The 26,445-nt window shown below is 47.9% G+C and carries 20 protein-coding genes and 1 pseudogene; 12 read left to right on the top strand and 9 right to left on the bottom strand.

Annotated elements, in window-relative coordinates; genetic code table 11:
* Positions 1-353 precede the first annotated feature (353 nt).
* Positions 354-1,886: a stalk domain-containing protein gene (locus tag E0496_RS28060; RefSeq protein WP_141505166.1), complete on the top strand. Its 1,533-nt coding sequence runs from the start codon at positions 354-356 to the stop codon at positions 1,884-1,886.
* Between the two features lie 104 nt (positions 1,887-1,990).
* On the opposite strand, the gene E0496_RS28065 is transcribed toward E0496_RS28060, so the two are convergent.
* Positions 1,991-3,226 carry a hypothetical protein gene (locus E0496_RS28065; RefSeq protein WP_141505167.1) on the bottom strand — a complete coding sequence of 412 codons (1,236 nt, stop codon included), beginning with the start codon at positions 3,224-3,226 and terminating at the stop codon, positions 1,991-1,993.
* A 412-nt stretch (positions 3,227-3,638) separates the two neighbouring features.
* Here E0496_RS28065 and E0496_RS28070 point away from each other — a divergent pair, with 412 nt between their 5' ends.
* The 10 genes from E0496_RS28070 (at position 3,639) to E0496_RS28115 (ending at position 15,326) form a co-directional block, all read left to right on the top strand.
* Entirely contained in the window at positions 3,639-5,492 is a 1,854-nt protein-coding gene (locus tag E0496_RS28070; protein ID WP_141505168.1) for a cache domain-containing sensor histidine kinase, read from the top strand.
* Positions 5,461-6,507: a response regulator transcription factor gene (locus E0496_RS28075; protein ID WP_161601612.1), complete on the top strand. Its 1,047-nt coding sequence runs from the start codon at positions 5,461-5,463 to the stop codon at positions 6,505-6,507. Before E0496_RS28070 ends, E0496_RS28075 begins: the two co-directional genes overlap by 32 nt.
* Before the next feature lie 126 nt (positions 6,508-6,633).
* On the top strand, positions 6,634-8,316 hold the full coding sequence (locus tag E0496_RS28080) for a type 2 periplasmic-binding domain-containing protein (RefSeq protein ID WP_206669891.1): 1,683 nt from the start codon (positions 6,634-6,636) through the stop codon (positions 8,314-8,316).
* A gap of 27 nt (positions 8,317-8,343) precedes the next feature.
* A complete protein-coding gene (locus E0496_RS28085; protein ID WP_139992192.1) occupies positions 8,344-9,246 on the top strand; it encodes an ABC transporter permease in 903 nt (300 codons plus the stop codon).
* Between the two features lie 15 nt (positions 9,247-9,261).
* Complete coding sequence (locus E0496_RS28090; protein WP_139992190.1) at positions 9,262-10,152, top strand: carbohydrate ABC transporter permease; 891 nt, start codon at positions 9,262-9,264, stop codon at positions 10,150-10,152.
* Between the two features lie 6 nt (positions 10,153-10,158).
* Entirely contained in the window at positions 10,159-11,529 is a 1,371-nt protein-coding gene (locus tag E0496_RS28095; RefSeq protein ID WP_141505170.1) for an MGH1-like glycoside hydrolase domain-containing protein, read from the top strand.
* 899 nt (positions 11,530-12,428) lie between these two features.
* Entirely contained in the window at positions 12,429-13,370 is a 942-nt protein-coding gene (locus tag E0496_RS28100) for an aldo/keto reductase family protein (RefSeq protein WP_141505171.1), read from the top strand.
* 15 nt (positions 13,371-13,385) lie between these two features.
* Positions 13,386-14,243, top strand: coding sequence for an NAD-dependent epimerase/dehydratase family protein (locus E0496_RS28105; protein ID WP_141505172.1), 858 nt, complete (start codon positions 13,386-13,388; stop codon positions 14,241-14,243).
* 261 nt (positions 14,244-14,504) lie between these two features.
* A complete protein-coding gene (locus tag E0496_RS28110) occupies positions 14,505-14,951 on the top strand; it encodes an OsmC family protein (RefSeq protein WP_141505173.1) in 447 nt (148 codons plus the stop codon).
* Positions 14,952-15,119: 168 nt separating this feature from the next.
* Complete coding sequence (locus tag E0496_RS28115; protein ID WP_141505174.1) at positions 15,120-15,326, top strand: hypothetical protein; 207 nt, start codon at positions 15,120-15,122, stop codon at positions 15,324-15,326.
* Positions 15,327-15,414: 88 nt separating this feature from the next.
* Here the strand turns inward: E0496_RS28115 and E0496_RS36720 are convergent, their stop codons facing one another.
* The 7 genes and pseudogenes from E0496_RS36720 to E0496_RS28145 all read right to left on the bottom strand — a co-directional run bounded on the left by E0496_RS36720 (position 15,415) and on the right by E0496_RS28145 (position 22,688).
* The gene (locus E0496_RS36720) at positions 15,415-15,747 is read right to left on the bottom strand and encodes a protease inhibitor I42 family protein (protein ID WP_241675023.1); all 333 of its coding nucleotides are present in this window, start codon (positions 15,745-15,747) and stop codon (positions 15,415-15,417) included.
* A 39-nt stretch (positions 15,748-15,786) separates the two neighbouring features.
* Positions 15,787-16,071, bottom strand: a pseudogene (locus E0496_RS35730) (IS4 family transposase); the annotation flags it as partial.
* A gap of 358 nt (positions 16,072-16,429) precedes the next feature.
* Positions 16,430-17,434 carry a FecCD family ABC transporter permease gene (locus E0496_RS28125; RefSeq protein ID WP_141505176.1) on the bottom strand — a complete coding sequence of 335 codons (1,005 nt, stop codon included), beginning with the start codon at positions 17,432-17,434 and terminating at the stop codon, positions 16,430-16,432.
* Positions 17,431-18,468 (bottom strand): FecCD family ABC transporter permease, encoded by a 1,038-nt coding sequence (locus E0496_RS28130; RefSeq protein WP_206669892.1) that lies wholly within the window; start codon positions 18,466-18,468, stop codon positions 17,431-17,433. The genes E0496_RS28125 and E0496_RS28130 overlap by 4 nt, the downstream gene beginning before the upstream one ends.
* A gap of 6 nt (positions 18,469-18,474) precedes the next feature.
* Positions 18,475-20,460: an AraC family transcriptional regulator gene (locus E0496_RS28135; RefSeq protein ID WP_141505177.1), complete on the bottom strand. Its 1,986-nt coding sequence runs from the start codon at positions 20,458-20,460 to the stop codon at positions 18,475-18,477.
* Positions 20,461-21,479: 1,019 nt separating this feature from the next.
* Positions 21,480-22,088 (bottom strand): transglutaminase-like domain-containing protein, encoded by a 609-nt coding sequence (locus E0496_RS28140; protein ID WP_141505178.1) that lies wholly within the window; start codon positions 22,086-22,088, stop codon positions 21,480-21,482.
* Positions 22,089-22,244: 156 nt separating this feature from the next.
* Complete coding sequence (locus E0496_RS28145; protein ID WP_141505179.1) at positions 22,245-22,688, bottom strand: hypothetical protein; 444 nt, start codon at positions 22,686-22,688, stop codon at positions 22,245-22,247.
* A 96-nt stretch (positions 22,689-22,784) separates the two neighbouring features.
* Here E0496_RS28145 and E0496_RS28150 point away from each other — a divergent pair, with 96 nt between their 5' ends.
* A complete protein-coding gene (locus E0496_RS28150; RefSeq protein ID WP_141505182.1) occupies positions 22,785-25,862 on the top strand; it encodes a hybrid sensor histidine kinase/response regulator in 3,078 nt (1,025 codons plus the stop codon).
* Positions 25,863-25,948: 86 nt separating this feature from the next.
* Here E0496_RS28150 and E0496_RS37295 read toward each other — a convergent pair whose 3' ends face one another.
* Entirely contained in the window at positions 25,949-26,092 is a 144-nt protein-coding gene (locus E0496_RS37295) for an AraC family transcriptional regulator (protein WP_161601613.1), read from the bottom strand.
* Positions 26,093-26,445 lie beyond the last annotated feature (353 nt).

The raw sequence follows: 26,445 nt of genomic DNA on the forward strand, positions 1-26,445 counted from the left end.
CTTTTACAATCGAAAGAGAATCCATGGTTCTTTGGGTTACGAATCGCCGGATCGATTTGAGGAAATGTACTACAACAAGATTAACTAAATACTCTTATTGAGTGTCTACTTTCTTGACAGAGGACCAGATTTCCTACTAATTGATTTGAAGTGAAGCCAAGATCAGCTGAGTCCGTACAGGGATGCAGATTGATGTGCATTATTCCTCTTTCTCGTATTATACAAATCGATTCCTTTTCCAATCCAAGAGAATTACATTTCCAAAAATATAATAAATTGCAACAAGTTGGATGTACTGTTCGTTTAAATATGAAGGAGTCGAACGATAGTATGGCGATGGGAGGATCGAAGAGATGAGGATGAAGGCAGTTAGGGTACAACAAACGGCAATGCTAGTATTTGTTTTTATTGTGGCCGTGTTAAGCTTACCTGTTAATTCAATGCAAGCGGCGGAAGGGAGTCCTACTAATAAATTTCTCACTGGCATTACTCAGGTTGAGATGAGCGGGGGAAATGGAGTAGCCTTGGACAATCAGGGGACTGTATGGAGCTGGGGTGCGAACGATTATGGTGAGCTCGGCGATAATACGAAAGGATTTAAGTCGGCTGCCGTACCTGTGTTTAGTGATGCGGCAAAGATTCAGTTTGACGGGTACACCATGGTTCTCAAAAAAGATGGAACGGTGTGGTATTGGGGCGGTAATGGTAACGGACTGAACGGATTAGGGACATATAATGAAAAAGATGATGATCTTGTTATAGCGCCTGCACAAGTTCATCATTTAGCCGATATCATTGATATCGCATCCAATGAAGGGCATCATTTGGCATTAAAGGCAGATGGTACCGTTTGGACTTGGGGAAGCACTTCGTTTGGAGAATCAGGAAGAATTGACGTAAACGCATATAAACCTGCAGATTACCGAGAACTGTTCAGCAAGGCTGCTGTTCCCAAACAAGTAGAAGGGCTTAAGAATATCGTTTCCGTTCATGCAGGAAGCTTCTCCTCGGCTGCAATCAATAACCAAGGAGAGACATGGTTATGGGGTCATTATTATGGCTGGGGCGACGAAATCCCGTTTCTGATGTATCCGGTTAAACTTGAGGGTATAAAGGGCAAGAAGGTTGATGGCACATGGGAAAAAACATTCGTGTTGGAGCAAGACGGCACGGTATGGGAGTTACAACAAGGATTAAAACGGAAGAAGCTTGCTTCCTCAGCCATTGATATTGATTGCGGAAACTTTGCTTGTGCAGCTCTATATGCTGACGGTACCTTAAGCGCCTTATATAGTCCGGACACAACTCGCAACTATCCCTTCCAAATAGCAGACATTTCAGATGTTAAAGATTTTGCAGTCCATTCGGTCAGTCAAGACCAATTGATGATCGTAAAAAAAGACGGGACGCTCTGGACGAAGGTTCCGTTCGGAATTGCAGCGGGAAATGAATCCGTTATGGACTACTATAACCAAATGAATATCCCTTACGCTGAGATGGACCCAAAGCTGCGGCAGGTGATGAAGGCCATCAATGTACAACTGAACGGAAAGCAACTTCCGCTTACTGCGAATCCGTATATCTATAAAGGCGTTACGTTCGTACCGCTGAGGAGTACATTTAATGAACTGGGTGCAAAAGTATCGTACATACAAGGGAAGATGACGATCTCGACGGCTGGTCACACTCTTAACCTAACCATTAGGGAAAAAGAGGCATTCATCGACGGCCGGGCTGTCACACTGGAGTATCCCCCGATGATTATCAATACGATGACTATGGTGCCTTTGCGTTTTGTCATAGAGGCATTGGAGAATAAAATTGAATGGGACCCTGACAGCCGATTGATTAAAATCAGCAGTCCGAACGATCGGGCTGATCGCTAACAAGCAAGAAGACACAAGCCCCGCTGGAGATAGCTCCAGCGGGGCTTGTTGTATCGCGCCGTCACTCAGGTAGCTTAGCCTATAGGTTCAGCGCGGCAGGCTGTTTATCTTTTAAAGTAAATATGCGGTGTGCCGTAGGTCGCGATCGAGCTGCCGAACGGATCGGCAGAGCTGCTCTTGACGAGCTCAAGCCCGCCCCATTTGGAGATAATTGCGGTGGGGTTGCCGCTGGCATCCCAGCTTGTGACTTTCGCGAAATGGTATTTCGTATAATAAATGGCGTCAGGGAAAGGAATTGGCGTCATCGACGCGGTTGCATAGCTTGTGCCGGGTCTGGAGGCGTGCGCGCCTTGTTTTTTCATAAAGTTGATAATGTCCGTGTCGTTCCCTTGCTGAGGAGAGCCTGCATACAGCGGATCGTAAATGTCGGCAACAAAATGGTAGCAGGTGAAGCCGCTAGTTGCGCCGCCAGCGAAGCTGTTGTCGGTTGGAGAGTTGTAGTACCATGTGGAGTCGTTACGCTGGTAATAGGTTGCATCCATCTCGGTGACATAGATGGGCCTTGAATTGACGACGACCGAGGACCCCCGGATGTCATTGGGATAGGTGGCGGTTATTTTCAATGTCGGTTTCTGTGCGCTCCGGGCATCGTAGTGTTGATGAAAGGTGTAGTCCAAGGTGTAGCGCCCCAGTGCTCCGGAATAAGCCATTGTGCCAAGCGTGGTCGTGCCGCTGCTTGTCGTTACGGAAGCAACTACTGAAGTTGGCGCACCCTCCACATAGGCATCGATGGTGTACGTATTGCCTTTTAACAGGAAAGAGGAGCCGGACCCTGCTTCATAACCTGTCGTATAGTTGAAGGAACTCGGGCTGTTTAGCCGCACCTCTCCGGGAGTAACCGCGGTAATTTCCATTTGGGAAAGATTAAGGTTGGCGGTGCTGCCGCTAAAGTCATACATGTACAGGTAGTAGTCCCCATCGAGGTAATTGGAGTAGGCGTTGTAAGGATTTAAGGTTTGCTCATACATGGAAATACCGTTCGGAAAGTCGGGGGTAATTCGTGCAATGGCAAAGTTGAAGGTCGTGCTGCCGGAGCTTCTGATTTTGTAACGGTATTTGTCAAAATGCATCTTGAACCGCACTTCATTGCTGGTATAGCGGCTTGGTGAATGCGGCGTGTAGGTGCTTCCGTTAAACGTTTCTAATCCGGTGTAGCGAGTGAATACCGTTGCGCCGCTGCTGTACGATATTTCTCCCGGCAGGGCTGATCCGACGACCGGAACTGAAGCCAGCCCCAGTAGTACGAGTGCAGCTATGAGACCTTTTTTAAACCAGTTCATGACTTACGCCTCCTTTATAATAAATGCGATGAATCTACTCTAGATTAAGCGGTAATTTGGAAAAAACAAGCATAATTTCGCGATAAAAGGACATTATATAAAAATATTTTTTTGTTATAAAAATGCAATGAAAATGCGATAATCCCGGACTATAAAAGACAATCTCGCCATATAGGCTTCGGAAGCGAATGTCATTAAAATAAAAGGTTTATGGAAAATAGTGCTCATAATATCTGTTAATTTTGGCTCGTGGTACTTCTGCCCAACCATCGTTATGTCATAATCATCAGTTTCATGTCAAAATCATGATCAATCGTTTAGGGGAATCTTAAATCGGTCTCGTCCTCAAAATTATCCATTATAATGGGTAGCATAACTTCATAGCTAGGGATGGCAAAAAGGGGCAGACGATATGGGATTTTTTATGAATGCTTCGCTTCAGAAGAAAATTATTTTTTTAATGCTGCTGCTGTATGTGCCTCTTCCGCTGCTTGGCCAATTTTGGTATGAGAAATCATACAAAGCAATCAAGGAGAATGCGATCGGCTCAAGCTATCAGTTAGTTAACCAGGTCAATGACCATTTAGACACGTATTTTAAGGAAATCCAGCGGTTAATGTACCCTGTTCTAGTGAATGACCTGACCTCTGATTTCTTAAACGGGAGGATGACGGATTCCTTTGAACGCTTCCGGCTGTCCGAGCAAGTAGAGCGAAAGCTGCTGAATCCCCTTATGACTAATAGAGAGGACATCCACGGAGTTTCGCTCGTTACCGGCAAAGGCATTGCCGTCTCCTCCTCCAGCTTTATGTCGGCAGAACGAAGGTTTGCTACCTATGATAAGCGGATGAAGGACATCGGCAAATTTGTCATTATGGGACTGGAGCACGAAGAGGAAGGCCCTACCTTTCTTACGATGGCGATCAAATTCAGCAGTTTGAATTACGGCGATGAGGATAGGGGCATGTTGATCGTCGATTTGAAGCTGGACGAAGTGATTAACATTACTCAAAATGTCCGTATTGGCAAAACAGGTTATATTTGGATCGCCGATCCCGAGCAGAAAACAGCCTATCACCCAAGCGGCTACGGGGCAGAAACGAGTATACCTGAGCATTACCTCAAGCAAATGGGGGATCAGCGTCGCGGAACATTTACGATGCCTACGGATGAAGGAAACAAGCTGGTCGTGTTTTTTCGCTCCAACAGCACCGGGCTTACCTTGTTCTCCGAGGTTCTCCTCGATGAGCTCAATTCCTCGCTGCTGAAGGTCAGCCGAATTTCTACGTTCGTTTCACTTTTGTTGTTTTTTCTCGTCATGGTTGTTGCAAGCGCAGTCATGTACTCTCTTAGCAACTCCCTGCTAACGCTGCTGCGATTGATGAAGCGGGCAGAGCTGGGCGAGCTTAGCGTACGTGCCCCGGAGAACAAGAACGCTGAGATAGGAAGCCTTTACCGCGGCTTCAATAAGATGGTGGGCGAAATCAAACGGCTGGTCGAGATCGTTCACGTATCGGAGCTTAGGGAAAAAGAGCTGGAGGTGAAGCAGAAGGAGGCGCTGCTGCACGCGATGCAGGCGCAAATTAATCCCCATTTCCTGTACAATACACTCGAATTTATCAATTCCAGCGCGATCGTCGAGGGGAATGACAAAATCAGCCGAATGATCGTATCGCTTGGAGATATGTTCCGTTACAATGTGCAAAATCCGAATGATAGGGTTACTTTGTGGGACGAGAAGCAGCATATCGAGGCTTATCTATCCATTCAAGCCGAGCGTTACGAATCCTTGGCCTATTCGGTTGAATTAAAACCGGAGCTGGGTTACCGCGTGATGTCTGTCCGTTCCATGCTGCAGCCAATCGTGGAGAATAGCTTCAAGCATGGCTTTCAAAAGCATAAAATACCGCCCAATTATGTTCGGGTATCTGCTGCGGAGACGGCTGACGGCTGCCTCGTTTCCGTAGAAGACGGAGGCAAGGGCATGACGGAAGAGGTGCTCGACTCCTATAATCAGTTGTTCGATATGCCTATCAAGGAGCTGATGGAGCATAGGCCCTCGACAGAAAATAAAATGTCTATCGGATTGCTGAATGTGCATACTAGAATACGATTGCTGTTCGGAGAGCCTTACGGGCTGTTCATCGCCGCATCCGGCGCAGACGGCACCTGTATTGATATTTTGTTACCCGTCAAGCTCGAAGACCATCATGATGGAAGCAAAGGAGACGGCCATGAATTACCGAATTCTTCTCGTGGACGATGAAGCGATGAGCAAGAAAAGCTTATTTAAAATGTTGACTGCCGCGAACGCAAGCTACCAAATCGTCGGGGAAGCCTCTGATGGAGAGGAAGCGCTGCAAATCGCTAGGCGCGAGCTGCCTCATATGGTTATAACCGATATCAGCATGCCGGTTATGGATGGCATCGAGCTTATCCAGCGGCTGCGCGAGGACGGCCATGATATGGATATTATGATTTTGTCAGGCTACGGCGAATTTGAATATGCGCAGGAAGCGCTGCGGCATGGCGTCGTGGATTATATCCTGAAGCCAATGAAGCCGGAGCAGGTGCTCGGGCTGGTAGCCAAGCGATTCGAGCATTTTATGAAATCCAGACAGATTGCCATTATCAAAAATCAATTAATCGTACCGATTAGCTCGGCGGCAGAGCGAATCGGCCATGAGCTGTGGATTGCCAATGAGCCGGGTATGCGTCAAGAGATGAACAGTCTCTTTGGGCTGATGGACGATAAGGGGGGCATGCAGGAAGAGCGTGTGTCGCTGCTTCGCGATGCGGCCTCCTTGATCCGAAACCGGCTGCAGCCGCAATTTCCGCATGAAGCGTGGGCATTTCCTTACGAGAGCCAAAGCTATGAAGAAGCCTCGGCTTCTTTCGCAGGATGGCTGGAGGGCCTTTTAATTGAAATCAGGGATAAGCGAAATTGGGGCAAGCGTGGCGTGATCCATCAGGCGATCGATTATATTAAGGCAAACTTCTCGGATTCCGAGCTCCATTTGGAGAAGGTGCTTGCCCCGCTCGGCATTTCCTCGACGCACTTCTACCACATGCTCATGGAAGAGACGGGCATGTCCTATATTGCCTACCTTACGCATATCCGGATGGAGCATGCCAAGGCGCTTTTGGAGCATAGCGATTTGAAAACGTACGAGGTTGGCCAGCGCTGCGGTTACCCGGATTATCCTCATTTTACGAAGCGGTTCAAAAGGCAAATTGGCCTGTCGCCCTCGGAGTACCGAAAAAACATGCGGCATTTATGAAAATTATGAAACCGCTAACATCGATAATGAAAACGACATAGACGCAACGAAAATGCCATTTTATTCGAATTCCCGGTTGACTACAATGAAGGGGCAAGCACATCTTTTACAAGGGGGATACATCTTATGAAACGGCAAACGGCTACACTGATGGCCATTCTGTTAAGCGCCGTGCTGATTCTGTCAGCATGCAGCGGCAAGAACACAAACAATGGCGGCAGCGCTCCGCAAGCGGGAGAAGAAACGCCAGGGAATACAGTTGCGGCGGGTACGGTGAACGAGTTTGGCTGGAAGCTTCCGGCTAAAACAACGAAGATTCACTTCTATCAGGCTGACCAGGGCAATCCCGACAAAATAAATAAAAAACAAGCAGCCTTTCATACCTATTTGCTGGACAAGTTTAACGTTGATATTACGAGAAGCTCCTTGGACGTAGATCCGAAGGAAAAGCTGAATTTGATGCTCGTATCCGGCGATTATCCGGAAGTCATCGCAGCCATGGACGATTCCGCGATTTCGCAGTGGAAGGCTCAAGGCAAAATCATGGATTTAGCTCCGCTCGTGGATCAATATGGACCCAATATCAAAAAAGAGCTAGGCGCGCGTTATGAGTCCTACCTCGATGAAGACGGCAAGCTGTGGGGCATTCCACGCGGCTGGGGCTATCTGCCGATTCCGGACTTTACGGCCCACATCCGCTGGGATTGGTACCAGGAGCTAGGCGCTCCAGCCATTGAAACGCCTGAGGATTACTACAACGTGCTTAAGCAGATGGTGGCAAAGCATCCGACTAACGCCAACGGCGAGAAAACGTACGCGCTGTCTTGGAATTCCGATGTGAACATCAACAATGCGCTCGGCTTCTGGGGATTGAAGGACGGCTACAAAGAGGATGCCGATCATAATTTGACCCACTGGCTGAATACGGAGGAAGGCAAGCAAGCGGTTCTGTATTACAACCGATTTTTCCTTGACGGCATGATGGACCCGGATGCGTTCGTCAATAAGTTCGACGATTGGAGAATTAAATTTTCAAGCGAAAGAATTGCGGGGCATATCGGTCCTTGGTGGCAGTCATGGAATGCCGGCCATGAGGTATGGCTCAAAACGGATGCCGATTACAAAGAGGACAAGCGTTACGTACAGATCGCTTTTAAAGCGCAGGGCGCGGAGAAGGCTTACCTGTCGCCGAAGGACACGCACGGGTGGAACTACACGGTATTGACGGACAAAGCGCAATCGCCGGAAGAAATCATTAAATTCCTTGATTTTATGATGACGCCAGTGGGCACGCGCTTGCTTGGCTGGGGAATTCCCAATATCGAGGATTCCTACTGGAACTATGAAGAGGACGGCAAATGGTCGTTCAACGAAACGACGAAGCAGGCGCTTCTTGACGGCAAACTGGACTTTGAGAAAACGGAAGCCGCCAACGGCAGCAACTCGTTCTGGCTCGCTTATCCTCAGGGACTGCTCAGCGACGACCAGAAGAGCACGGCTTGGTATGACCAGAACTTCATTCAAGATGACAAATGGAAAAAGCTTATGCATGAAAATGTAGGCGACACCATCTACGACAGCACAGAGCGCCGCGTGAGCTTTATGAATGATAATCCGCTTACGATTAAAAACCAGCAAATCGAAGAGCTGATCAAAACCGGCTTTGCGAAGGCAGTCATGTCCAAGACTGAAGCGGAAGCAATCAAAAACTTCGACGAGCTGCGGGAAAAAGCGATCAAAATCGGCCTTGCTGATATCGAGAAATACCGTACGGAGCAATTTAAAAAGAACATTGCTTTGCTGAAATAAACCGGAGAGCGGGAGGGAAGCCGAATCATGAACTACCTTAGACGCTTTTCCAGAGAGAGACAAATTTGGCTGCTTAGCTTACCGATTATCCTGTGGGTGCTGCTCTTTGCTTATTTTCCCATGTACGGCTTAATCATTGCCTTTCAAAATTATATTCCCGGCCAGACGCTGTTTGGCAATTGGGTCGGCTTCGACAATTTTATCCGCTTCTTCCAAGAGCCTGATTTCTGGATGATTATGCGCAATACAATCGTCATTAGCTTGCTGAACCTTTGTATCGGTTTCCCGGCGCCGATTATTCTGGCCTTGCTATTAAATGAGGTTAAGAACCGCGCGTTTAAGAAAACGATACAATCGTTGTCCTACATTCCTTATTTCATTTCTTGGGTTGTTGTAGCCAGCATTCTGTTTACGCTGCTTGGCAGCGATGGCATCATCAACGATCTGCTGCAGCGCATGGGCTTCATTCAGGAGCCTATCCTGTTTCTCGGAGAAGGAAAATATTTTTGGGCGATTATTACCTCAGGCAACCTGTGGAAGGAAATTGGTTTTAGCTCCATTATCTATTTATCCGCAATAGCGGGAATTGATCGCGAGCAATATGAAGCGGGAAGAGTCGATGGGCTGGGACGCTTCGGTCTCATATGGCATATTACCTTGCCAGGGATACGGGCGACAATCGTCCTGCTGTTCATTCTGGCGCTCGGCGGCATCCTGAATGCAGGCTTCGAGCAGCAATTGCTTCTGGGTAGCCCAACGACCCGAGATTATCATGAGGTCATTGATACGTATGTCTACCGTTTCGGCGTGCAGCTGGGCAATTACTCCTACGGTACGGCAGTCGGGTTAATGAAGAGCTTAATCGGGCTTACGCTGGTGGTGCTCGCGAACCGGCTGTCGAAACGATTGATGCAAACCTCGATATTCTAGAAAGGAGCCTACAGGATGAACACACGAACTAAACCGGCATCTGAACGCGTTTTTGATGTCTTGAATATTACCGTCTTGCTATTATTTGGCGCAATGGTCGCCTATCCCTTTCTGAATTTGCTGGCCCTTTCCTTGAATGATGGAGCAGATGCCGCGCGGGGCGGAATCTATATTTTTCCAAGGAAGTTTTCACTGGATGCCTATGTTCTGCTGTCGCAAAACCATAAGCTGCTTGAAGGCTTCGGCTGGTCGGTGCTGCGCGTAATTGTGGGGACGTCCACCGCTTTGTTCGTGACGGGACTGCTTGCTTATATCGTAAGCATCCGGCATTTCTCCGGGCGCAAGTTTATGCGCATCCTGTTCCTCGTTACCATGTATTTCAACGGAGGGCTTATCCCGGTTTACCTGCTGATGGTTAAGCTTGGGCTGACAGACTCCTTTAACGTGTACTGGATTCCTACGCTGATCAGCGCTTATTTCATGCTGCTTATGGCCTCTTATATTTCGGAGCTGCCGGAAGCGCTGTTCGAATCGGCGAGACTGGACGGTGCAACGGAAATTACGATTTATATTAGACTCGTGATTCCGATGTCGCTCCCCGTGTTCGCCGCCGTATTCATTTATGCCGCGGTGGGGCATTGGAATTCATGGTTCGATGTCATTCTGTATAATTCCAGCGGGCATTTCGATACCTTGCAGGTGTACTTGCGGCGTTTGCTTCTGGAGGTTGAAGCTTCCCAGCAAATTATGGACCAGCAATTGATCTATCAGAAATTCAATAGCTTATCTCCGCTGACACTGCGCGCAGCGACGACGATTTTGGTAACGGTACCGATTCTGCTTGTCTATCCGTTCCTGCAAAAATACTTTATTGGGGGCCTGACGATCGGCTCTGTGAAAGGATAATCGGTGATGAAGATGGCCTCAAACAATATAATGTTCCGCTCAGATGACGAGGCGCTGAACCAAGGATTTGAGTGGGCGAAGGGACAGGCGCTGGCTTACTCCCATGACGGGAGCGATCCCGTCGGCCTTTGGTATGAAGGGGCTTTGCCCGGGAGAGAAGCGTTTTGCATGCGGGATATTTCCCATCAAAGCATGGGCGCTTCCGTGCTTGGCTTGCAAGCACATACCCGCAATATGATGCAGCGATTTGCCGAGAATATCAGCAGGGGCAAAGATTACTGCACTTACTGGGAGATTACAGGCGATAACGAGCCCGCGCCGGTGGACTACGAGAATGACGAGGACTTCTGGTACAATCTCCCTGCCAACTTTGATGTGATTGAAGCCTGCTACCGGCAATATTTGTGGACGGGTGACCGTTCCTATTTGGAAGATCCGGTTCTGCAAAACTTCTATCGCTTGTCGGTAACAGAATACGTGAAGACATGGGACAAAGACGGCGACGGCATTCCGGAATACTACCCTTCCTATGGAAGAAGAGGGCTTGCCAGCTACAACGAGGCTGGGGATTATCCCAAGATTGGAGCCGATTTGATCGCGGTTATGATCGCGGGCTATCAAGCCTATGCCGAACTGGAAAAAAAGCTAGGGAACAACGAGCTTTATGTTGAATACTCGGCGAAATCGGCACATCTCCGCCAGCAACTTGAGCAGCAGTGGTGGGATAAGGAAGGCGGTTGCTTCTTCGTCGCCTTGGGACATGACGGTGGCTTCCTCGCGGCAGAGTCCGGTGAGGGCCAATTTCTGCCACTCTATTACGAAGCGATTGCAGATAGAGAGAAGCGGGAGGGTGCGCTGCGCGAGATGCATAAGCAAGGCGTTTCCAACGTGGAGGGCATGTCTTATTTGCCGGAGACGTATTACCGATGCGGCGAAGAAGGCGAGGGCTTGCGCAGCCTGAAGGCGTTGATGGACCCCGCGCTAGATCGTCGCGAATATCCCGAAGTATCCTATTCTGCAGTCGGGGCGGTCGTTTCCGAGCTGATGGGCATCTCGGCAGATGGCGGCAATGTAGTAACTACGGTGTCGCGCTTAACGGAGGAAGTGAGCTGGGCGGAAATTTCTGAAGTTTCCGTGCTCGGAAGAACAGTGAGCGTGAAGCATACAGGCAGAACGTCTACGGCGTTTACCAGCCTATCCGGCGAAGCGCTTGTATGGCGAGCGGTGTTCTATAAGGCGGTGGAAGCTCCGGTTCAGCTGCATCATAATGGTGAAGTGATCGAAAGTGCCAGCGCCTATGATAAGCTTGGCCGTCCTTATGCGTATGCGGAGATTGCGGTTGCGCCTGGAGAGACGCATATCGTCTCCATCGCTTAAGTTAGGTGTAATCTATTGGGGTAAGGAATAGGATTCTAACTTGTTCAAGGAAAGCATGCAGTGCAGCCGATAATCGGCCGCTGCATGCTTTTCTGCTATAAGAGCTTACTTAGGATGCTAACGAGAGAAGTAGCTCTCTTCCGTTTTACGGAGCAGCATAGGCCGGTAGTTATGATTTAGATGGAATTGCTCCCGCTAAAATGGCGTTATTCGTGAGGGGAATGAAATAACAGGAAATATCCTGTTAATTCAGACGTTTTGCGTCATTTTATTCGTATGTACTGGAAATAGAAGGAGAAATTCCATATAAATGCTTCAAAGAGCCAAAATTCCGCTTTATAGCGGGAGAAAATCCTTCTAAATTAAATGGGGAGAAGTTATCGACTACGAAGCTGAACGATCATGCTGCAGGTTTAAACGACGGGGAGTATTGAAAAAATTAACTGTGAGCACGGCATATTTTGAGTAATAAAAGGTTGGTTGTGAGAGTTCAGTTGATATATTTGAGAAAAAAGAAGGTTAACCAAGTTAAAAATTGATCAATTGAAACGAAGCGTTCGCCTTGCATTTGCAATGGGATATTTATCAAATCATCCCGAAGGAAATTGAAAGAATAGGCTGTATCTGTGCCACCGAATTATAATCTACTCGCACATCGCTAATACAGTAATTTATAGAGATGGACTTGCGCACGGAGAGGCGATACTTGTTGGCATCAACCACAGCTGATGAAATCGCCTGCTAAGGTAGTTACCTCAGGTATAGTAGATATAGGTTATATAATATAGTGACTTATTTTTCACTACTTACATCTTGATACGATCTTCTCTAGAATAGAGAGGGGAGTGCTAGAAAGCCTTTTCATTGTTTACACACCATTCTGGAGGAGATGAGTAGAGATGCAATTTCGTCATTTAGGAAAGAGCGGGTTGAAGGTTAGCGAGATTAGTCTGGGAAGCTGGTTGACATATGGAGGTTACGTCGAACGCGAAAATGCGGTAAAGGCGATACAAACGGCTTATGGGCTGGGCATTAATTTTTATGATACGGCCAACGTGTACGAGCGAGGCGAGGCGGAGAAGCTGATGGGTGAAGCGCTCCGTGCTTTTCCAAGGGAATCCTATGTGCTGGCGACTAAGGTGTTTGGCCAGATGGGCGACGGTCCCAATGACCGGGGCTTGTCCCGCAAGCATATTATGGAGCAGTGCCATGCCAGCTTAAAGCGGCTAGGCGCGGATTATGTGGATCTGTATTACTGCCACCGCCATGATCCGAGCACGCCGATGGAAGAGACGCTGCGGGCGCTCGACGATTTGGTTCGTCAAGGCAAAGTGCTGTATATCGGCGTCAGCGAATGGACAACGGCCCAAATGGTGGAGGCGCATGCGATCGCGGATCGTTATTTGCTGGACCGTATCATAGTCAATCAACCGATTTATAATATGTTCAACCGTTATATCGAGAAGGAAGTCATTCCTTACGGAGAGCGCGGCGGCATTGGACAAGTCGTATTCTCGCCTCTTGCGCAGGGGCTGCTGACCGGGAAGTACAGTTCTGTGAACGAGCTGCCTGCAGACAGCCGTGCCGCCAAGCTTGACGGCATGCGGAAAAATGTAACCGAGGAGAAAATCGAGAAAGTGCGCGAGCTGGGCAAAGTGGCGTCCGAGCTTGAGCTAACGGTTGGCCAACTGGCACTCGCCTGGATTTTGCGGCAGCCAAATGTATCAAGCGCGCTGGTCGGCGCCAGCCGTCCCGAACAGGTGGAGGAGAACGCGAAGGCTTCGGGCATCGTCCTCATCCCGGACGCGATCAGTCGGATTGAACAAATTTTAGAAGCGTAAGAAGGAGGAAACGAAGTGCCTAAGGTAGTCGTTACAGGCGGAAGCGGGATGCTGGGTAGATGGGTGGTCAAGCATTTTGTCGAGAAAGGGTATGAGGTCGTCAACGCGGATGTTAAGCATCTGGCAGAGCCGCTGTGCCGTTCGGTCATTGTCGATTTGAACCAGCTTGGCGAAGTATACGGCGTATTGGCTGGGGCGGATGCCGTCGTGCATTTGGCTGCCATTCCCGTTGCCTATTCGCATCCAAACGAGGTTACGTTTCAAAATAATGTCATGTCTACCTACAATGTACTGGAGGCAGCGGCGGGACTCGGCATTCGTAAAGCGGTGATCGCCTCGAGCGAATCTTCCTATGGGCTAGTGTTTGCGCGGGAGCGGATCGGACCGCAGTATGTGCCGGTAGATGAAGCTCATCCGCAAGTGCCGCAGGACAGCTATGGCTTATCAAAGATTGTTAATGAGCAGACAGCGGATATGATTCATCGCAGGACGGGCATGCAGGTCGTTTCATTCCGTCTGGGCAATGTCATCGCACCCGATGCCTATGAGCGGTTTCCGTCTTTCGTTCATGATCCGGAGCAGCGCGAGCGCATCTTGTGGAGCTATATTGATACACGGGATGCAGCGGAGGCTTGCCGCTTAGCGGTAGAGGCAGAGGGACTCGGAAGCGTCGCGCTCAATATAGCCGCGGATGATTCCAGCATGGCGGTTCCAAGCCGTGAGCTGATGGCTGCGCGTTTTCCGGAGGTCCGTGACTTCCGCACGGCGCTGGCGGGGCATGAATCGCTGCTCAGCAACGAGAAAGCCAAGCGGCTGCTGAACTGGCAGCCAAAGTATGCCTGGCGCGATCACGTCAAAGGCTGGGAGAAATAATTTATATAAGATGAAGAAGTAGGCTGTCACTGAAGGCTGCGTCGGAGCTGTAAGGGGCAGTCTACTTTCATAGTATGCACTAATAGAGCAGCTGAAGCTTTTTATCCAGCTGTTTCCTTTTATTATCCACAATTGCCCACAACCGGTCATTGACAGTCTTCCAAACCGATTGCTATAATGTTAATTATTCCTAGTATTTAGGTATGAATTGATAATTCCTAAATAGGGATACATTTGGCATTGAAAAGGGAGAGTATATACATGGCAGCTGTTCAAACCTTTAAAGCGACTGCACAGTTACAAGAGGGATTTAAAGTCAAAACGACGGCTAGACAATTCGAACTGACGATTGATGAGCCGAAGAGCCTGGGTGGAACCGATACGGGGATGAATCCGGTCGAGGCGCTGCTGGCGTCGCTGGCTGCATGTCAATCCATCGTGGCGAGAGCATACGCGACCAAGTTCGAGGTGAAGCTTGACGATTTCCGTGTAGAGGTTGAAGGAGAGCTTGATCTGGACGGCTTTTTCAACCGTTCCGAGGTTCGGCCTGGCTACTCCGATATTCGTTATACGTTTTATATCAAGACAGATTCGCCTCAGGAAAAGGTAGAAGAATTTATTCAATTTCTAGAGTGCAAATGCCCGGTTGGGGACACTCTCGCGAACCCGGTTAACGTGAAGCTGAACCGTATTGTAATTGAGAACTAATCTTATAATTAGAGAGTAGACCATACATTTAAAATGCTTCTGTAATCCTTTCGCTTTAAAGTATTTCACCACTAAATAAATTCAGGGGGGGCTGAAAAAAACAGGAACGTGTTAGAACTAGGCGTTTTTTGGGTATACATGTTTATAAGAGAAGGGAGCTGTTGAAGGATGTTTGATAACGAAGGCAAGCCGCAGGAAATTCCCGACGTTAATCCAGGCAATGAACCGGAAATTACACCGCCAGACGCACCGGAAATCAGGCCCGATCAACCGATACCAGAGATTGTGCCAGATCGGAAACCGGAGATTCAGCCGGATGTAATACCTGAGATCAAGCCGGACATTCCACCAGAAATACCTCCCAAGCAGTACTAGCGACAATAATGGAACAAGACTGAAGGCTGGGTTTCTCTTTGGGAGAGACACCGGCCTTTTTGCGAATATGAAAGTTGTATTAATGAGCTCAAGACTGCTCACAACTCTTGATATATGATTTCACAATTTTCACGGTGTACACTTTGGTTTCTGCAGCCTTCTGTCCTTGATCCCAAGGTTGGGAATAGTTGAAGGTCAAGATGTAAGTGCCTGAATTCATTGCTTTGAACATAAACACTTTTTCATGCGCCCTACCTACTAAGGCTTCATTCTCTGTTTTCGATTTTTTAATGTATTCGGACTCTAAGCTCAACCCTTTTTCGTCCGTTACGTAGCTCCAAGAATATCCGGTTGATGTATTTTCATTTAGTGTAATTTCAAACGATTTTCCAGTTTCAATGTTTATTAAATTCACATTCACATCTCCAGTAACCGTATTCGTGTTTCTACTTTGCGTCCACTGATTCGTACTTTGCCGATGCTGCCAGACCAGAAGAATGTAGCGAGAAAAGACGATGGTCGTATGGCTAATAAGCAGATCGTAAGAGTGACCCTGGAACTCTTTTTGCAGACGCAGCAAGGACTTGACGCACTTGAAAAAGATTTCGATATCCCAACGGAGACCATGCGTCTGGATGATTTCCGGAGCCGTCAGCATAAGATCTGTCGATAGAATGGCGAGCCATTCGTTTTTCTTGGAGCGATGGCGAACAAAGACAACGACTACTGGAATGCCGGGAACCAGTATGGAAAGGACACCTCTTCTGTGATTTAGTGGATCTCGATAATCTCACTATATCAAATGAAGTGCTGTTTTTCTATGTTGGCAATACCCTTACTTAAATTGGCTCTAACTCAAGCCTGCCTTAGGTGTACGATGATTTTCGCTCTGCGAAAGTTGAGTTTATATGTTTTACACAATAAAGCAGTCATATATTTCTGCGAGAAACGGATCGCTTCCTCGTGCAGAGGACGGCGAAGCCGTTTCACCTTGACGTATAGGAAAGTATAGGAGTTTGCTCATACTTTCTCTATACGTTTCACAGAAACGATGGCGTCTACAGAAAGAACGCCGTCAGGCGTTTCTGCTTGATAGTATTCGTTTAGCGCATCAGTAAATACAAGAAATAAGGTACGCTGAGCATCGTAACGATGATGCCCGCAGGGATGTCGGCGCCGAAGCTGACGGTACGGGCGATCGTATCCGCGCTGAGCATAATTAACCCGCCAATGAGCGCAGATGCCGGAAGCAGCAGCTTGTGGTCCGGACCAACCAGCTTGCGCGCGACATGGGGGCTAATGAGCCCGAGGAAGAATATCGAGCCGCCAAGCGCCACGCTGCCTGCCGCAATGGCGACGGCTGCGATAACAAGAGCCAGAAACTCTTTCCTGACATGCGCACCGATGCCGGTGGCCAGCTCATTGCCAAGGTTCAAAGCATTGAGTACCAGCGATTTGTACCCAATATAAAGGAAGAGCAGCAGTACCCAAGGAGCAAGTAGGGCCAAATAGCGCCACTCGGTTCCCCAGAGATAACCAGCCTGCCATTTTTGGGCAAAGGCATATTGCTCATCATTCAGTTTAAGCGTAAGGAATAGGGTCAATGCGCTAAGGCCAACGTTAATGGCTGCGCCAGTAAGGACTAGCCGCGTCGGGGACGGAGCGCTTCGTTTCCGGTAGGCAAGCAAATATATCAGTAGGGCGGCCATTAATCCGCCGACGAAAGCCATCAGCGGAAGAAGGAACGCAGAGGACAGCCCAGTCAGGCCGAATGCGGTTATAAACAGAAGAACCATCAAGCCGGACCCGGCGTTAATGCCAAGCATGCCCGGATCGGCGAGATCATTGCGCAGCAATCCTTGCATCACCGTACCGGAGATTGCCATGCCCATGCCCACGAGCGTGGCAAGCACGATGCGTGGCAGCCGGAACTGAAAGATGACAAGATTTTGCCTGTCGGTTCCTTGGCCGAGAAGCACCTTCCATACCTCTCCCGGATGCAGGGGCATCTTGCCTACATTCATGCTAAGAAGGACGCTGGCGATAAGCAGCAGCAAGAGTGCTGCAATCAGCAAGCTTCTCTTGCGAAGCTGCGCTTCTGGATTCATTCAAAGGCCCTCCTTTCCTTGCGGGAAATCATAAGGAAGAAGGGAACGCCGACGATTGCGAAAATAATGCCTAGAGCGATTTCGTTCGGCCGATTAAGCAATCGCCCACTGAGGTCGGCAATTAGCATGAAGATTCCGCCGTACAGAGCGGATGCTGGAATGATATAGCGGTAATCCACGCCAACCATGAACCGCATAATATGCGGCACAATGAGGCCGACGAAGCCGATTGGGCCAACAAGAATAACCGAAAGCCCCGCGAGCAGCAGGACGGCAAGCATCGAGAGCAGCTTGATGAGGGTTGTTCGTTGGCCGACGCCTCGGGCAATCTCCTCACCCAGGTTCAGAATCGTAATGGACCGGGCAAGGCTGATGGATAACGCGATTCCGATTACATACCATGGGGCTACCAAAGCAAGCTCATTCCAGCTCGCGCCTGCGACGCTTCCTGAAGTCCAATAGGAGAGCGCTTGGCCGACCTTGAAATTAATGGATATGAAAGTGCCGATTGCGCCGAACAGCATCGTGAGGGACATTCCGGCCAGAACGAGTCGCTGCGGCGACATGCCTTTGCGGCTTAGGGAAGCCGTTAAGTAAGTCAAGCCAGCGCCGAGTCCCGCGCCGAGAAAACAGATGAGCAGCAGTACGGTGTACTTGCTGCCCGGAATGAAAGCCAAAGCGATAGCCATCGCGAGCGCAGCTCCTGTATTAATACCCATTAATCCTGCATCGGCGAGCGGATTGCGCGTACTGCCCTGCATGATGGCTCCGGCCACGGAAAGGCTGGAGCCGACCATAATATCGGCTAGGGTTCGCGGAAATCGCAAATACAGGATGATCTGATGTTCCATGAGTTGAGGATTGAAGGTAAAGAGAGCCGACCAGGCGGTGCTGACTTCCATGCGGGCGGCACCGAAGGAGATCGATGCCGCTGCTGCGAGAAGCAGGATCGCGAAGCCGGCCGCCATCATGGCGGCAAAGCGCGGCTTGGACGGTTGCCCTCCCGAAATTGGCTGTATTGTTAAGCCAAGCATGCTGATTTAGCTTTTCGCTGCTGTCGCCAGCAGCTGTTCAACGATAAAGTCGAGTTGTTTGTCGAGAGAGAAGATATCGCTGTAATAAGATAAGCTGAAGCTAAGCTCTATCAGACGGCCTTCTTTCACAGCAGGAATACTGTTCCAAATCTGATTGGTGGTTAGATCGTCCATTCCTTCATAAGAAGAGCGAATGACGTAGTCGTCGATATATTCTGGCAGGACTTCCATAGAAACGCTATCGCCTGACGCCTCGGTAGCCACATCGATTTTTTTCTGCAAAATTTCTGGCGCCTTCATATCTAGATACTCATAAACAATTTGGGACCCGCGTCCAAACTGCTTGCTTGCAATTACGGCCATTTCTTTTTTGCCGCCTTCAATAATGGTAACTGTTTTGTCCTTCAGGCCTGCTGCCGACAGCTTTTCCTTGCTTTCTTCAACCTTTGCATTGAAGTTGTCGAGAAGCGCCTGCGTCTCTTGCTCTTTGCCGAACGCTTGTCCAAGCAAAGCAAGTCTTTCGCCTGTTGTCATGGTGTCATAGGGAACATAGATCGTTGGAGCAATCTGTTTTAATTTATTATAGGTTTCCTCGGAAGGAACGATAATAAGATCCGGATCAAGCGCCATGACGGCTTCGGGATTGATTTCGAACCAAGTGCCGAGCGACTCCACGTCTGCAAGCTCCTTCTCGAAAGCGGCGCCTTCGGAAACCTCAGAGACACCAACAGGCTTAATTCCCATTGCAACAACATCGCCGAGCAAGTAAAGCACGACAACCCGTTTGGGATTAGCAGGCACTTCGACGTCACCCATGGCCGTAGGAACAATTCGTGTTTGTGCTTCATTCGCTTGATTGCCATCGGCGGTGTTCGTTGAATTGGCTTCAGCCGTTGCAGCCGTGTTGCCGGAAGTGCCGTTTGTATTGCTTTTAGCGGCCCCTCCGTTGGTTACGCCTGCAGAGCAGGCTCCTAGCAATAATGTCAAGCTCAGCAGCAGGCTCACAGCCAAGCCAGGTTTTGTATTTCTTCTCATTCGTATAGACCCTCCACGTTTATATTGATAATGATTATCACCATCGTTATCAATATAACGTCCCATTTCCGGTAATCCAATGGATATTCCCGCCAATCTAAATGGATGATCTTCTGAACGTCTGCGCTGTCGCTCTACCTTTTGGAAGCGAACAGGCGATAGACCCGTATATTTTTTGAAAATGCGGCTGAAATAGTAGACGTCTGAATAGCCGACGGTCTGCGCGATTTCCTGTAAAGCAGCGTCTGTGCCAAGAAGCAGCCGGGCAGCTTCTCTCACCCTCACCTGAATGAGGTAATGAATGGGGCTTTCGCCGGTTTGCTCCTTGAAACGCATCGAAAGATGGCGTGGACTATAATTAAGTGTCTCTGCGATCAATTCCAGCGTTAAACCTTCCTGATAGTGTGCATCCATGTATCGAATCGCTTGGGCGACCAAATCCGGTTTTCTTTTGCTAATGCCCTGCATCTCCAGTTGACGCAGCAGCTCATGCAGAAATTGATAGAACAACGACTTAATATGAAGCTGATCGAGGTTTCCCGCACCTTCCCAAATCTGCTCGATGCGGCTGAGGTATCCGAGTAAAGGGAGCGGCTCATCAGGCTCGAAGCCATATTGCAGCGCGAACGGTTGATGCCGATCCATCAGCCGTGTGAGCTCTTTTCTAAGGGGGAAGGCATACACTGCCCTATAAAATAGCAGGTAATATTCGAATTCCTCTCTAGCCTCTATGTCTAGAAGTGCGCCCTTGCCACCATGCAGCACGTGAAAGTGGTTCGCCTCCTGCTGCATGCCATCCAGCCGCAGTCTGGCGGAGCCTCGTACACTATAAATAAAGCTGCTTGCCGGCAGCAGGTAATGCTCCAGCAGCTCTCCCGGGTTCATTATCATATGCCGGATGTCCAGTATCTTTACGGCTGCTTGATTCCACAGCAGCATATGCTCGTCCAGCTTCATTTCAAAATAATCCTCCAATCCGCTCTCTCAGCTGCCTCTGCTGCATCAACACGCAGATTGAACTGAAAGCGATACGATCCCTTCATTATAATGATAATCGTTCTCAATTACAATGGAAATAGGGGATTCAGGTTGTAAATATGCAAAAAATACTGAGTGAAATGTAGGGGAGGCGGCTTCTCGCAGAAACGGGAATTATTTTATTCAGTATAGATTCAAGTGTGTTAAAAGATGTTTACAAGGTTGTTTTAATGCAAAAATAAGCCGATTATTAGTTAGGTGACTAGATAGGAGTACAATTGTAAGGTGTGAATCGGACTTGATATCGAAATAAGCTCTTCTTCTTCTTCTTCTTCTTCTTTGATTTTCTGTGAGTGGGAGTTGAATAGTTTAAATGGGCTTATAAATAGGTGGAATTTCTCCCGCTAAAATAGACATATTCACTCGTATAGTGGATTAGCTGGAATTAATCCCGTTAATTTAGGCTGTTCTGGCCATTTCGTTTAATTCCTTGAGATTAGCGGGAGAAATTCCAGCTGAATTAACCTGAGTTGGGTTCGTAAGTTATATGATGAATTTATGCAAAATATTAAATTCCTTGTTAGCGCGAGCGAAGTCAGTGAATTTCAATTTAAAGCTGACTGGAGCAATGCTTAATTATATTGTCTATTAGAGCAAATTAGCTTTGCATATAATTATGGAGTTAACGTGTTTTTTTTGAAAAAACCTAAAGCAAGAGGGTTGCCTAGACTTATTGGTCAAGGGATGAACTAATTAAAAGAGGAATTATGGGTTTGCAAGAGAGAATGAGAGAGTGCGTGGAAGTAGTAAGGCGGAGTAATAGGGGAATGAGTGAAGGAGGAGTAAAGGGTAATCGGAATGCTCATTAAGAGGAAAGATCATGAAATAGCGAGAGTGTGCGCAATAAAAAACTGTAAGAGAAAGCGGGAAGAAGAAGTATGGGTGTGTGAGGGATAAGCGAAGAAATAGAGAATCAGAGTGTATACTATCTATTCGCTTTACAGCCGTTCAGGCAAGTCATGCAAATACATATGCAGCGCGTCGTTGTTTCTTCTAAGGGCTGCGAGTGTACTGGCGTGGGGGCGAGCATAGATGGTTGGATAATCTAACTCGTCGAGTTCAGGCCTCACGGGAAAAGCGAGTGCTTCCTGCAAGCCGGAAAATTCAGCGGATATGCCTTCCTTATTGCCTCTGGCATCCAATCGAATCCATTGCTTATGCTCTTGTAGGTAAACGGCATTAAGGGCATGGATGCAGTAGCCGGTGTCCGGCATATCTCCGATTGTCAACCTTTGATAGCAAAAGCCGGCAGGAATGCCCTGTACGCGAAGCAGTGCGGCCAGCAGGTTGGACTTGGCGTAGCAAATTCCCTCTTTGTACAGGAGCGCTTCCGATGCCGTTAAGGTAATTCGATTGCTTTGAATGTCCCAGGAATGTGAGATGGAATCCCGTACGAAATGAAAAGCTTGTTTAATCCGAGCGCTTTCATTCTGTTCAGTAGAAATAAGGCTGCTTACAAGTTCTGTTATGGCGCTATGGTTATAATTAATTATCTCCGTCTCTTCCAAGTAGTCTTCTAGCTGGGGTGTTTCACAAATCAGTTGCAATTGGCATTATCTCCTTTTTGTAGCTTGCTGTTAAATCATATCATAAGCCTTAGTCTCCGTGACATTATTTTCTTTGATAACGATATATTTAGCATGATCAAGCGCAACGGGGAAGCCAAAGGCAAACAACATTCGGTTTCCCTACTGCGAATCCTTTTATGACGCAGTTTCCAGTGCTATTTTACTAATTTTATAATAGGTGGTCCCCGTTTGCTCTTCTCCATTGATTTTCCAATTAAGAGTTAGGCTCAGTGGATCAGTGTTTTTGGGCAGTGCGAGTGGATTAATGGTCATGCCACTCTTGAAGTTATCCGTCCGAAGCTCAGCTTTGTAATCCGATGCATTCATGTAAAGCTGTTCGACGTTGCCGTCTCCTGTATATTGTAAAAAAAGATCATAGGACCATGAGGTAGAAGTGGCTTGTACGATTTCCACGCTAATTTTCCAATCCTTAATGCCGCTATTCTCGATTTGTACAAGCTCTACGACAGCAGGTCCCTGTTGAGAGTCCTCTGCTTCTGGATGAGCTTTGCTCTGGCAGGAAGCGAGCAACAAGCAAATAAGTACTGACAAAAGGAAAATCATCTTCGAATGCTTCATTCCAAAAAATACCTCCTTTTTTAAATAAAAGGAAACCAATGAAGAGAATAATGGCAAGGCAAAGGAATAACTTATTATTTGTCGAAAATTAGAGATATGAAAAATTTAAGAAAAGTATTCCTGCTTATGACGATATTTATTACGGCTTTGACAGGGCTGCGTTTGTTTTGGGTTATGGTGGTGACGCCGCCAGACCAGGCGCAGGCTGTACAAGGACAACTGAATTTGCGACAGTGGGATTTGTCGGCGGACCGTGCGATTTCTCTGAATGGCGAATGGGACTTTTATCCCCAGCAATTGCTGACAGGAGCAGAAAACGCGGATCTCGCAGAAAAGATGATTAAAACGACCATTCAGGTTCCCGGCCGCTGGGACCATTTGATGAAAGATGAGCAGAATCCGAATTTTGGATATGGATCGTACCGCTTGCGGGTGCTGGTCGATACGGAAGGCGAGCAAATTTATGGCCTGCGGCTACCGACAATTCCGACTTCGTCCAAAGTATATATTAATGGTCAATTATTGGCCCAATCAGGCAATCCAGGTCCTTCCTTCGGGCAGTATCAACCGAGGATCGTTCCTTACTCAGCAACCTTTACTTCCAATAAGAAAGAAATTGATATTATCGTACAAGTGGCAAATTTTAACGACCGCATTGCAGGCGGCATCTATTGGCCGATTAAATTTGGAAATGATCATGCCGTCAATAGGAGCACTTGGTTTTCCGCCGGGCTGCAATTGTCCGTATGTCTGCTTTTGCTTGGGCATGCGATCTATTCCATTATTCTTTATTGTATGGGCGTTCGCCAAAAAGCGCTGATTTACTTTTTTCTATTACTTATTTTTGGGATTATTTCAATTCTCATAGACAACAGCTTCCTGCTGCTAGTCTGGCTGCCGATCAGCTATGCGTGGAATCTTAAGCTGTATTATTTGGTTTATTTGGGACTGGCGGTTTGCCTATTTCATTATGCCAAACATCTGCTGCCGGATTACAAGTCTTTTTGGGGGCTGCGAACGTATTCAACCTTATGCATCATCTATGCGGCAGCCGTGTTTGTTTTGCCGGTTTCCTGGCTGGCGTATACGGATATCATGCATGCCGTCCTAGTGCTGATCCCTTTCCTAGCCGTTCCTGTGCTTTCCCTATTATCCGCGGCAAGAGGCGATAGGGACGTTATTTTTATTTTACTTGGGTTAAGCGGCATTATGGTTAATATTTTGTGGGGAGTGGTCAAAAATACGGGCTGGATGGAGATGGATTATTATCCATTTGATATGATGGCCTCGTTTATCGCATTTGCCTCCTATTGGTTCAGTCGTTATATGCGCAATTCTGCCGAAACGAAGCAGTTAGCCAACCAGTTGATCGAGGAAGACAAGCTCAAGGACCAATTTTTGGTTCAGACCTCCCATGAGCTTAGAAATCCTCTTCATGGCATGTTAAGCCTTGCACAGACTGTGTTAGACACAGAAGGCAAAGTGGACGATGCCAAAAACCGTGACCAAATGCAGCTGCTCGTATCGGTGGGCAAACGCATGTCATTTCTGTTAAATGATTTGCTGGACATTACCCGGCTGAGAGAGAAACGAATTCACCTAAAGCTGACGAACGTACAGGTGCAGGCTACCGTTTCCGGTGTGCTTGGCATGATTAATTATATGATCAAAGGCAAGCCTGTTCAGCTCTTGAACCGAATTCCCGATTCATTTCCGCCTGTGAGAGCGGATGAAGACCGGTTAGTACAGGTATTGTTTAATTTGCTGCACAATGCCGCGAAGTTTACGAATGAAGGGACAATTATCATCGATGCCCATGTGCAGGAAGGACAGGCGGTGATTAGCATTGCAGATACCGGAATCGGGATTTCCGAGAAGCTGCAGCAAACGATATTTGCCCCCTATGAGCAAGGCAATGTGGGGAATGCTGTGAACGTCAGCGGACTTGGGCTCGGACTCAGTATTTCGAAGCAGTTGGTGGAGCTTCATGAAGGGAAGATATCGGTTAGCTCTGTTCCAGGTCGAGGCTCCGTATTTACCTTTACGCTGCCGCAAGGCGAAATGGCGGTTCAATTAGAGTCCACGGCCTATGCAACTGCATTGGCTGGAGCTGCATTGGAGTTAGCTGCAGCTAATGCCAAAGCTAATTTACTCCCTATGGTCAAGCCAAGCCTTGATCCGCTTGCCGAGAGGCCGAGAATTTTAGCCGTGGATGATGATCCAATCAATTTAGACATTTTGGTGAGTGTTCTTTCCTTAGACCAATATGATATTGTGACTGCTACTAGCGGAGCAGAAGCGGTAGCTTTGCTAACGACAAGGGAATGGGATCTCATTATTGCGGATGTGATGATGCCGCAGATGTCGGGTTATGAATTATCGTACGCTATTCGTGAGCGTTTTACGTTGTCGGAGCTACCGATCCTGCTCTTGACCGCACGCAGCAGGGCAGAAGATATCGATGCTGGATTTAAAGCAGGGGCCAATGATTATTTAACGAAGCCAGTCGATGTTCAGGAGCTGAAATCACGGGTCCGTGCCCTGACGGATAGCAAAAAATCGTTCCGTGAACGTTTGCGTGTGGAAGCAGCCTGGCTGCAGGCGCAAATACAGCCACATTTTTTGTTTAATACGCTGAATTCGATCTCTGCGCTAAGTGAAATTGATATTACCAAAATGCGGTCGTTGCTTGATATGTTTGGCAAATATTTGCGTGCCAGCTTTAATTCTCGTAATTTGGAGCGTTTCGTGTCGCTCAGGCATGAGCTTGGACTTGTACGTTCGTACCTTCATATCGAAAAGGCACGTTTCGAGGAACGAATTCAACTCATATGGGAGGCAGATGAGGACCTACAGCTGGATATCCCGCCGCTCTCGATCCAGCCGCTCGTAGAAAATGCGATAAAGCATGGGATATTAGCGCGGGCGGAAGGCGGCACCATACGGATTCGCGTGTCCGACTATGATGATTTTGCCGAAATCGCCATTGAAGATGATGGTGTCGGCATGGACGCGGATCAACTGAGGCAACTGCTCGAAGGTCAGGCAAAAGAGGGCCAGGGCATTGGTCTTCGCAATACAGATCGGCGTTTGAAGCAGCTGTACGGGCAAGGTTTGCAAATCCGAAGCGAGCCAGACAAGGGAACTACGATTACATTTATCGTAAAAAAGTAAAATCGTAAAAAAGTAAAATTATGCTTCAAAGCCCGCTGAGGATTGCTCCTTCAGCGGGCTTCTTGCCGATTAGTCCCCAATGAGGATTAACCAATATCGACCTGTGGATGGGTGTGATGCCGCTCTCGGTATTGGATAGGGGTGATGCCATATTTTCGTTTGAATACCCGGTGCAGGTAGTTTATTGAATTATTGGGAGATGAGGTTTGTTTTTGAGAGGTTTCTCTCAAAAACAGCCTTCTCCCGGCTATTTGGCGCTCCGTCGTTAAAATAGATCTACTTTTTAGATCTATTTCCTCTAAATGGGCTATATCTGATGAAATAGGTCTATTTTTTAGACCTATTACTCAGAAAACCAGCCTCCTACCGCCGATTTGAGCCTCCGTCGTCAGAATAGATCTACTTTTAGATCTATTTCCTCTAATTGGGCCAATTCCGATGGAATAGATCTATTTTTGGTCCTCTGTCAAGAAAGTAGACACTCAATAAGAGTATTTAGTTAATCTTGTTGTAGTACATTTCCTCAAATCGATCCGGCGATTCGTAACCCAAAGAACCATGGATTCTCTTTCGATTGTAAAAG

It is taken from the genome of Paenibacillus luteus (assembly GCF_006542765.1).
In the GTDB taxonomy this organism is placed as follows: domain Bacteria; phylum Bacillota; class Bacilli; order Paenibacillales; family Paenibacillaceae; genus Pristimantibacillus; species Pristimantibacillus luteus.

Excerpts from the sequence above, each read along its gene's own strand:
- E0496_RS28060 (WP_141505166.1), top strand. The coding sequence starts at position 354 with ATGAGGATGAAGGCAGTTAGGGTACAACAAACGGCAATGCTAGTATTT.
- E0496_RS28065 (WP_141505167.1), bottom strand. The coding sequence starts at position 3,226 with ATGAACTGGTTTAAAAAAGGTCTCATAGCTGCACTCGTACTACTGGGG.
- E0496_RS28070 (WP_141505168.1), top strand. The coding sequence starts at position 3,639 with ATGGGATTTTTTATGAATGCTTCGCTTCAGAAGAAAATTATTTTTTTA.
- E0496_RS28075 (WP_161601612.1), top strand. The coding sequence starts at position 5,461 with ATGAATTACCGAATTCTTCTCGTGGACGATGAAGCGATGAGCAAGAAA.
- E0496_RS28080 (WP_206669891.1), top strand. The coding sequence starts at position 6,634 with ATGAAACGGCAAACGGCTACACTGATGGCCATTCTGTTAAGCGCCGTG.
- E0496_RS28085 (WP_139992192.1), top strand. The coding sequence starts at position 8,344 with ATGAACTACCTTAGACGCTTTTCCAGAGAGAGACAAATTTGGCTGCTT.
- E0496_RS28090 (WP_139992190.1), top strand. The coding sequence starts at position 9,262 with ATGAACACACGAACTAAACCGGCATCTGAACGCGTTTTTGATGTCTTG.
- E0496_RS28095 (WP_141505170.1), top strand. The coding sequence starts at position 10,159 with ATGAAGATGGCCTCAAACAATATAATGTTCCGCTCAGATGACGAGGCG.
- E0496_RS28100 (WP_141505171.1), top strand. The coding sequence starts at position 12,429 with ATGCAATTTCGTCATTTAGGAAAGAGCGGGTTGAAGGTTAGCGAGATT.
- E0496_RS28110 (WP_141505173.1), top strand. The coding sequence starts at position 14,505 with ATGGCAGCTGTTCAAACCTTTAAAGCGACTGCACAGTTACAAGAGGGA.
- E0496_RS28115 (WP_141505174.1), top strand. The coding sequence starts at position 15,120 with ATGTTTGATAACGAAGGCAAGCCGCAGGAAATTCCCGACGTTAATCCA.
- E0496_RS28125 (WP_141505176.1), bottom strand. The coding sequence starts at position 17,434 with ATGAATCCAGAAGCGCAGCTTCGCAAGAGAAGCTTGCTGATTGCAGCA.
- E0496_RS28130 (WP_206669892.1), bottom strand. The coding sequence starts at position 18,468 with ATGCTTGGCTTAACAATACAGCCAATTTCGGGAGGGCAACCGTCCAAG.
- E0496_RS28135 (WP_141505177.1), bottom strand. The coding sequence starts at position 20,460 with ATGAAGCTGGACGAGCATATGCTGCTGTGGAATCAAGCAGCCGTAAAG.
- E0496_RS28145 (WP_141505179.1), bottom strand. The coding sequence starts at position 22,688 with ATGAAGCATTCGAAGATGATTTTCCTTTTGTCAGTACTTATTTGCTTG.
- E0496_RS28150 (WP_141505182.1), top strand. The coding sequence starts at position 22,785 with ATGAAAAATTTAAGAAAAGTATTCCTGCTTATGACGATATTTATTACG.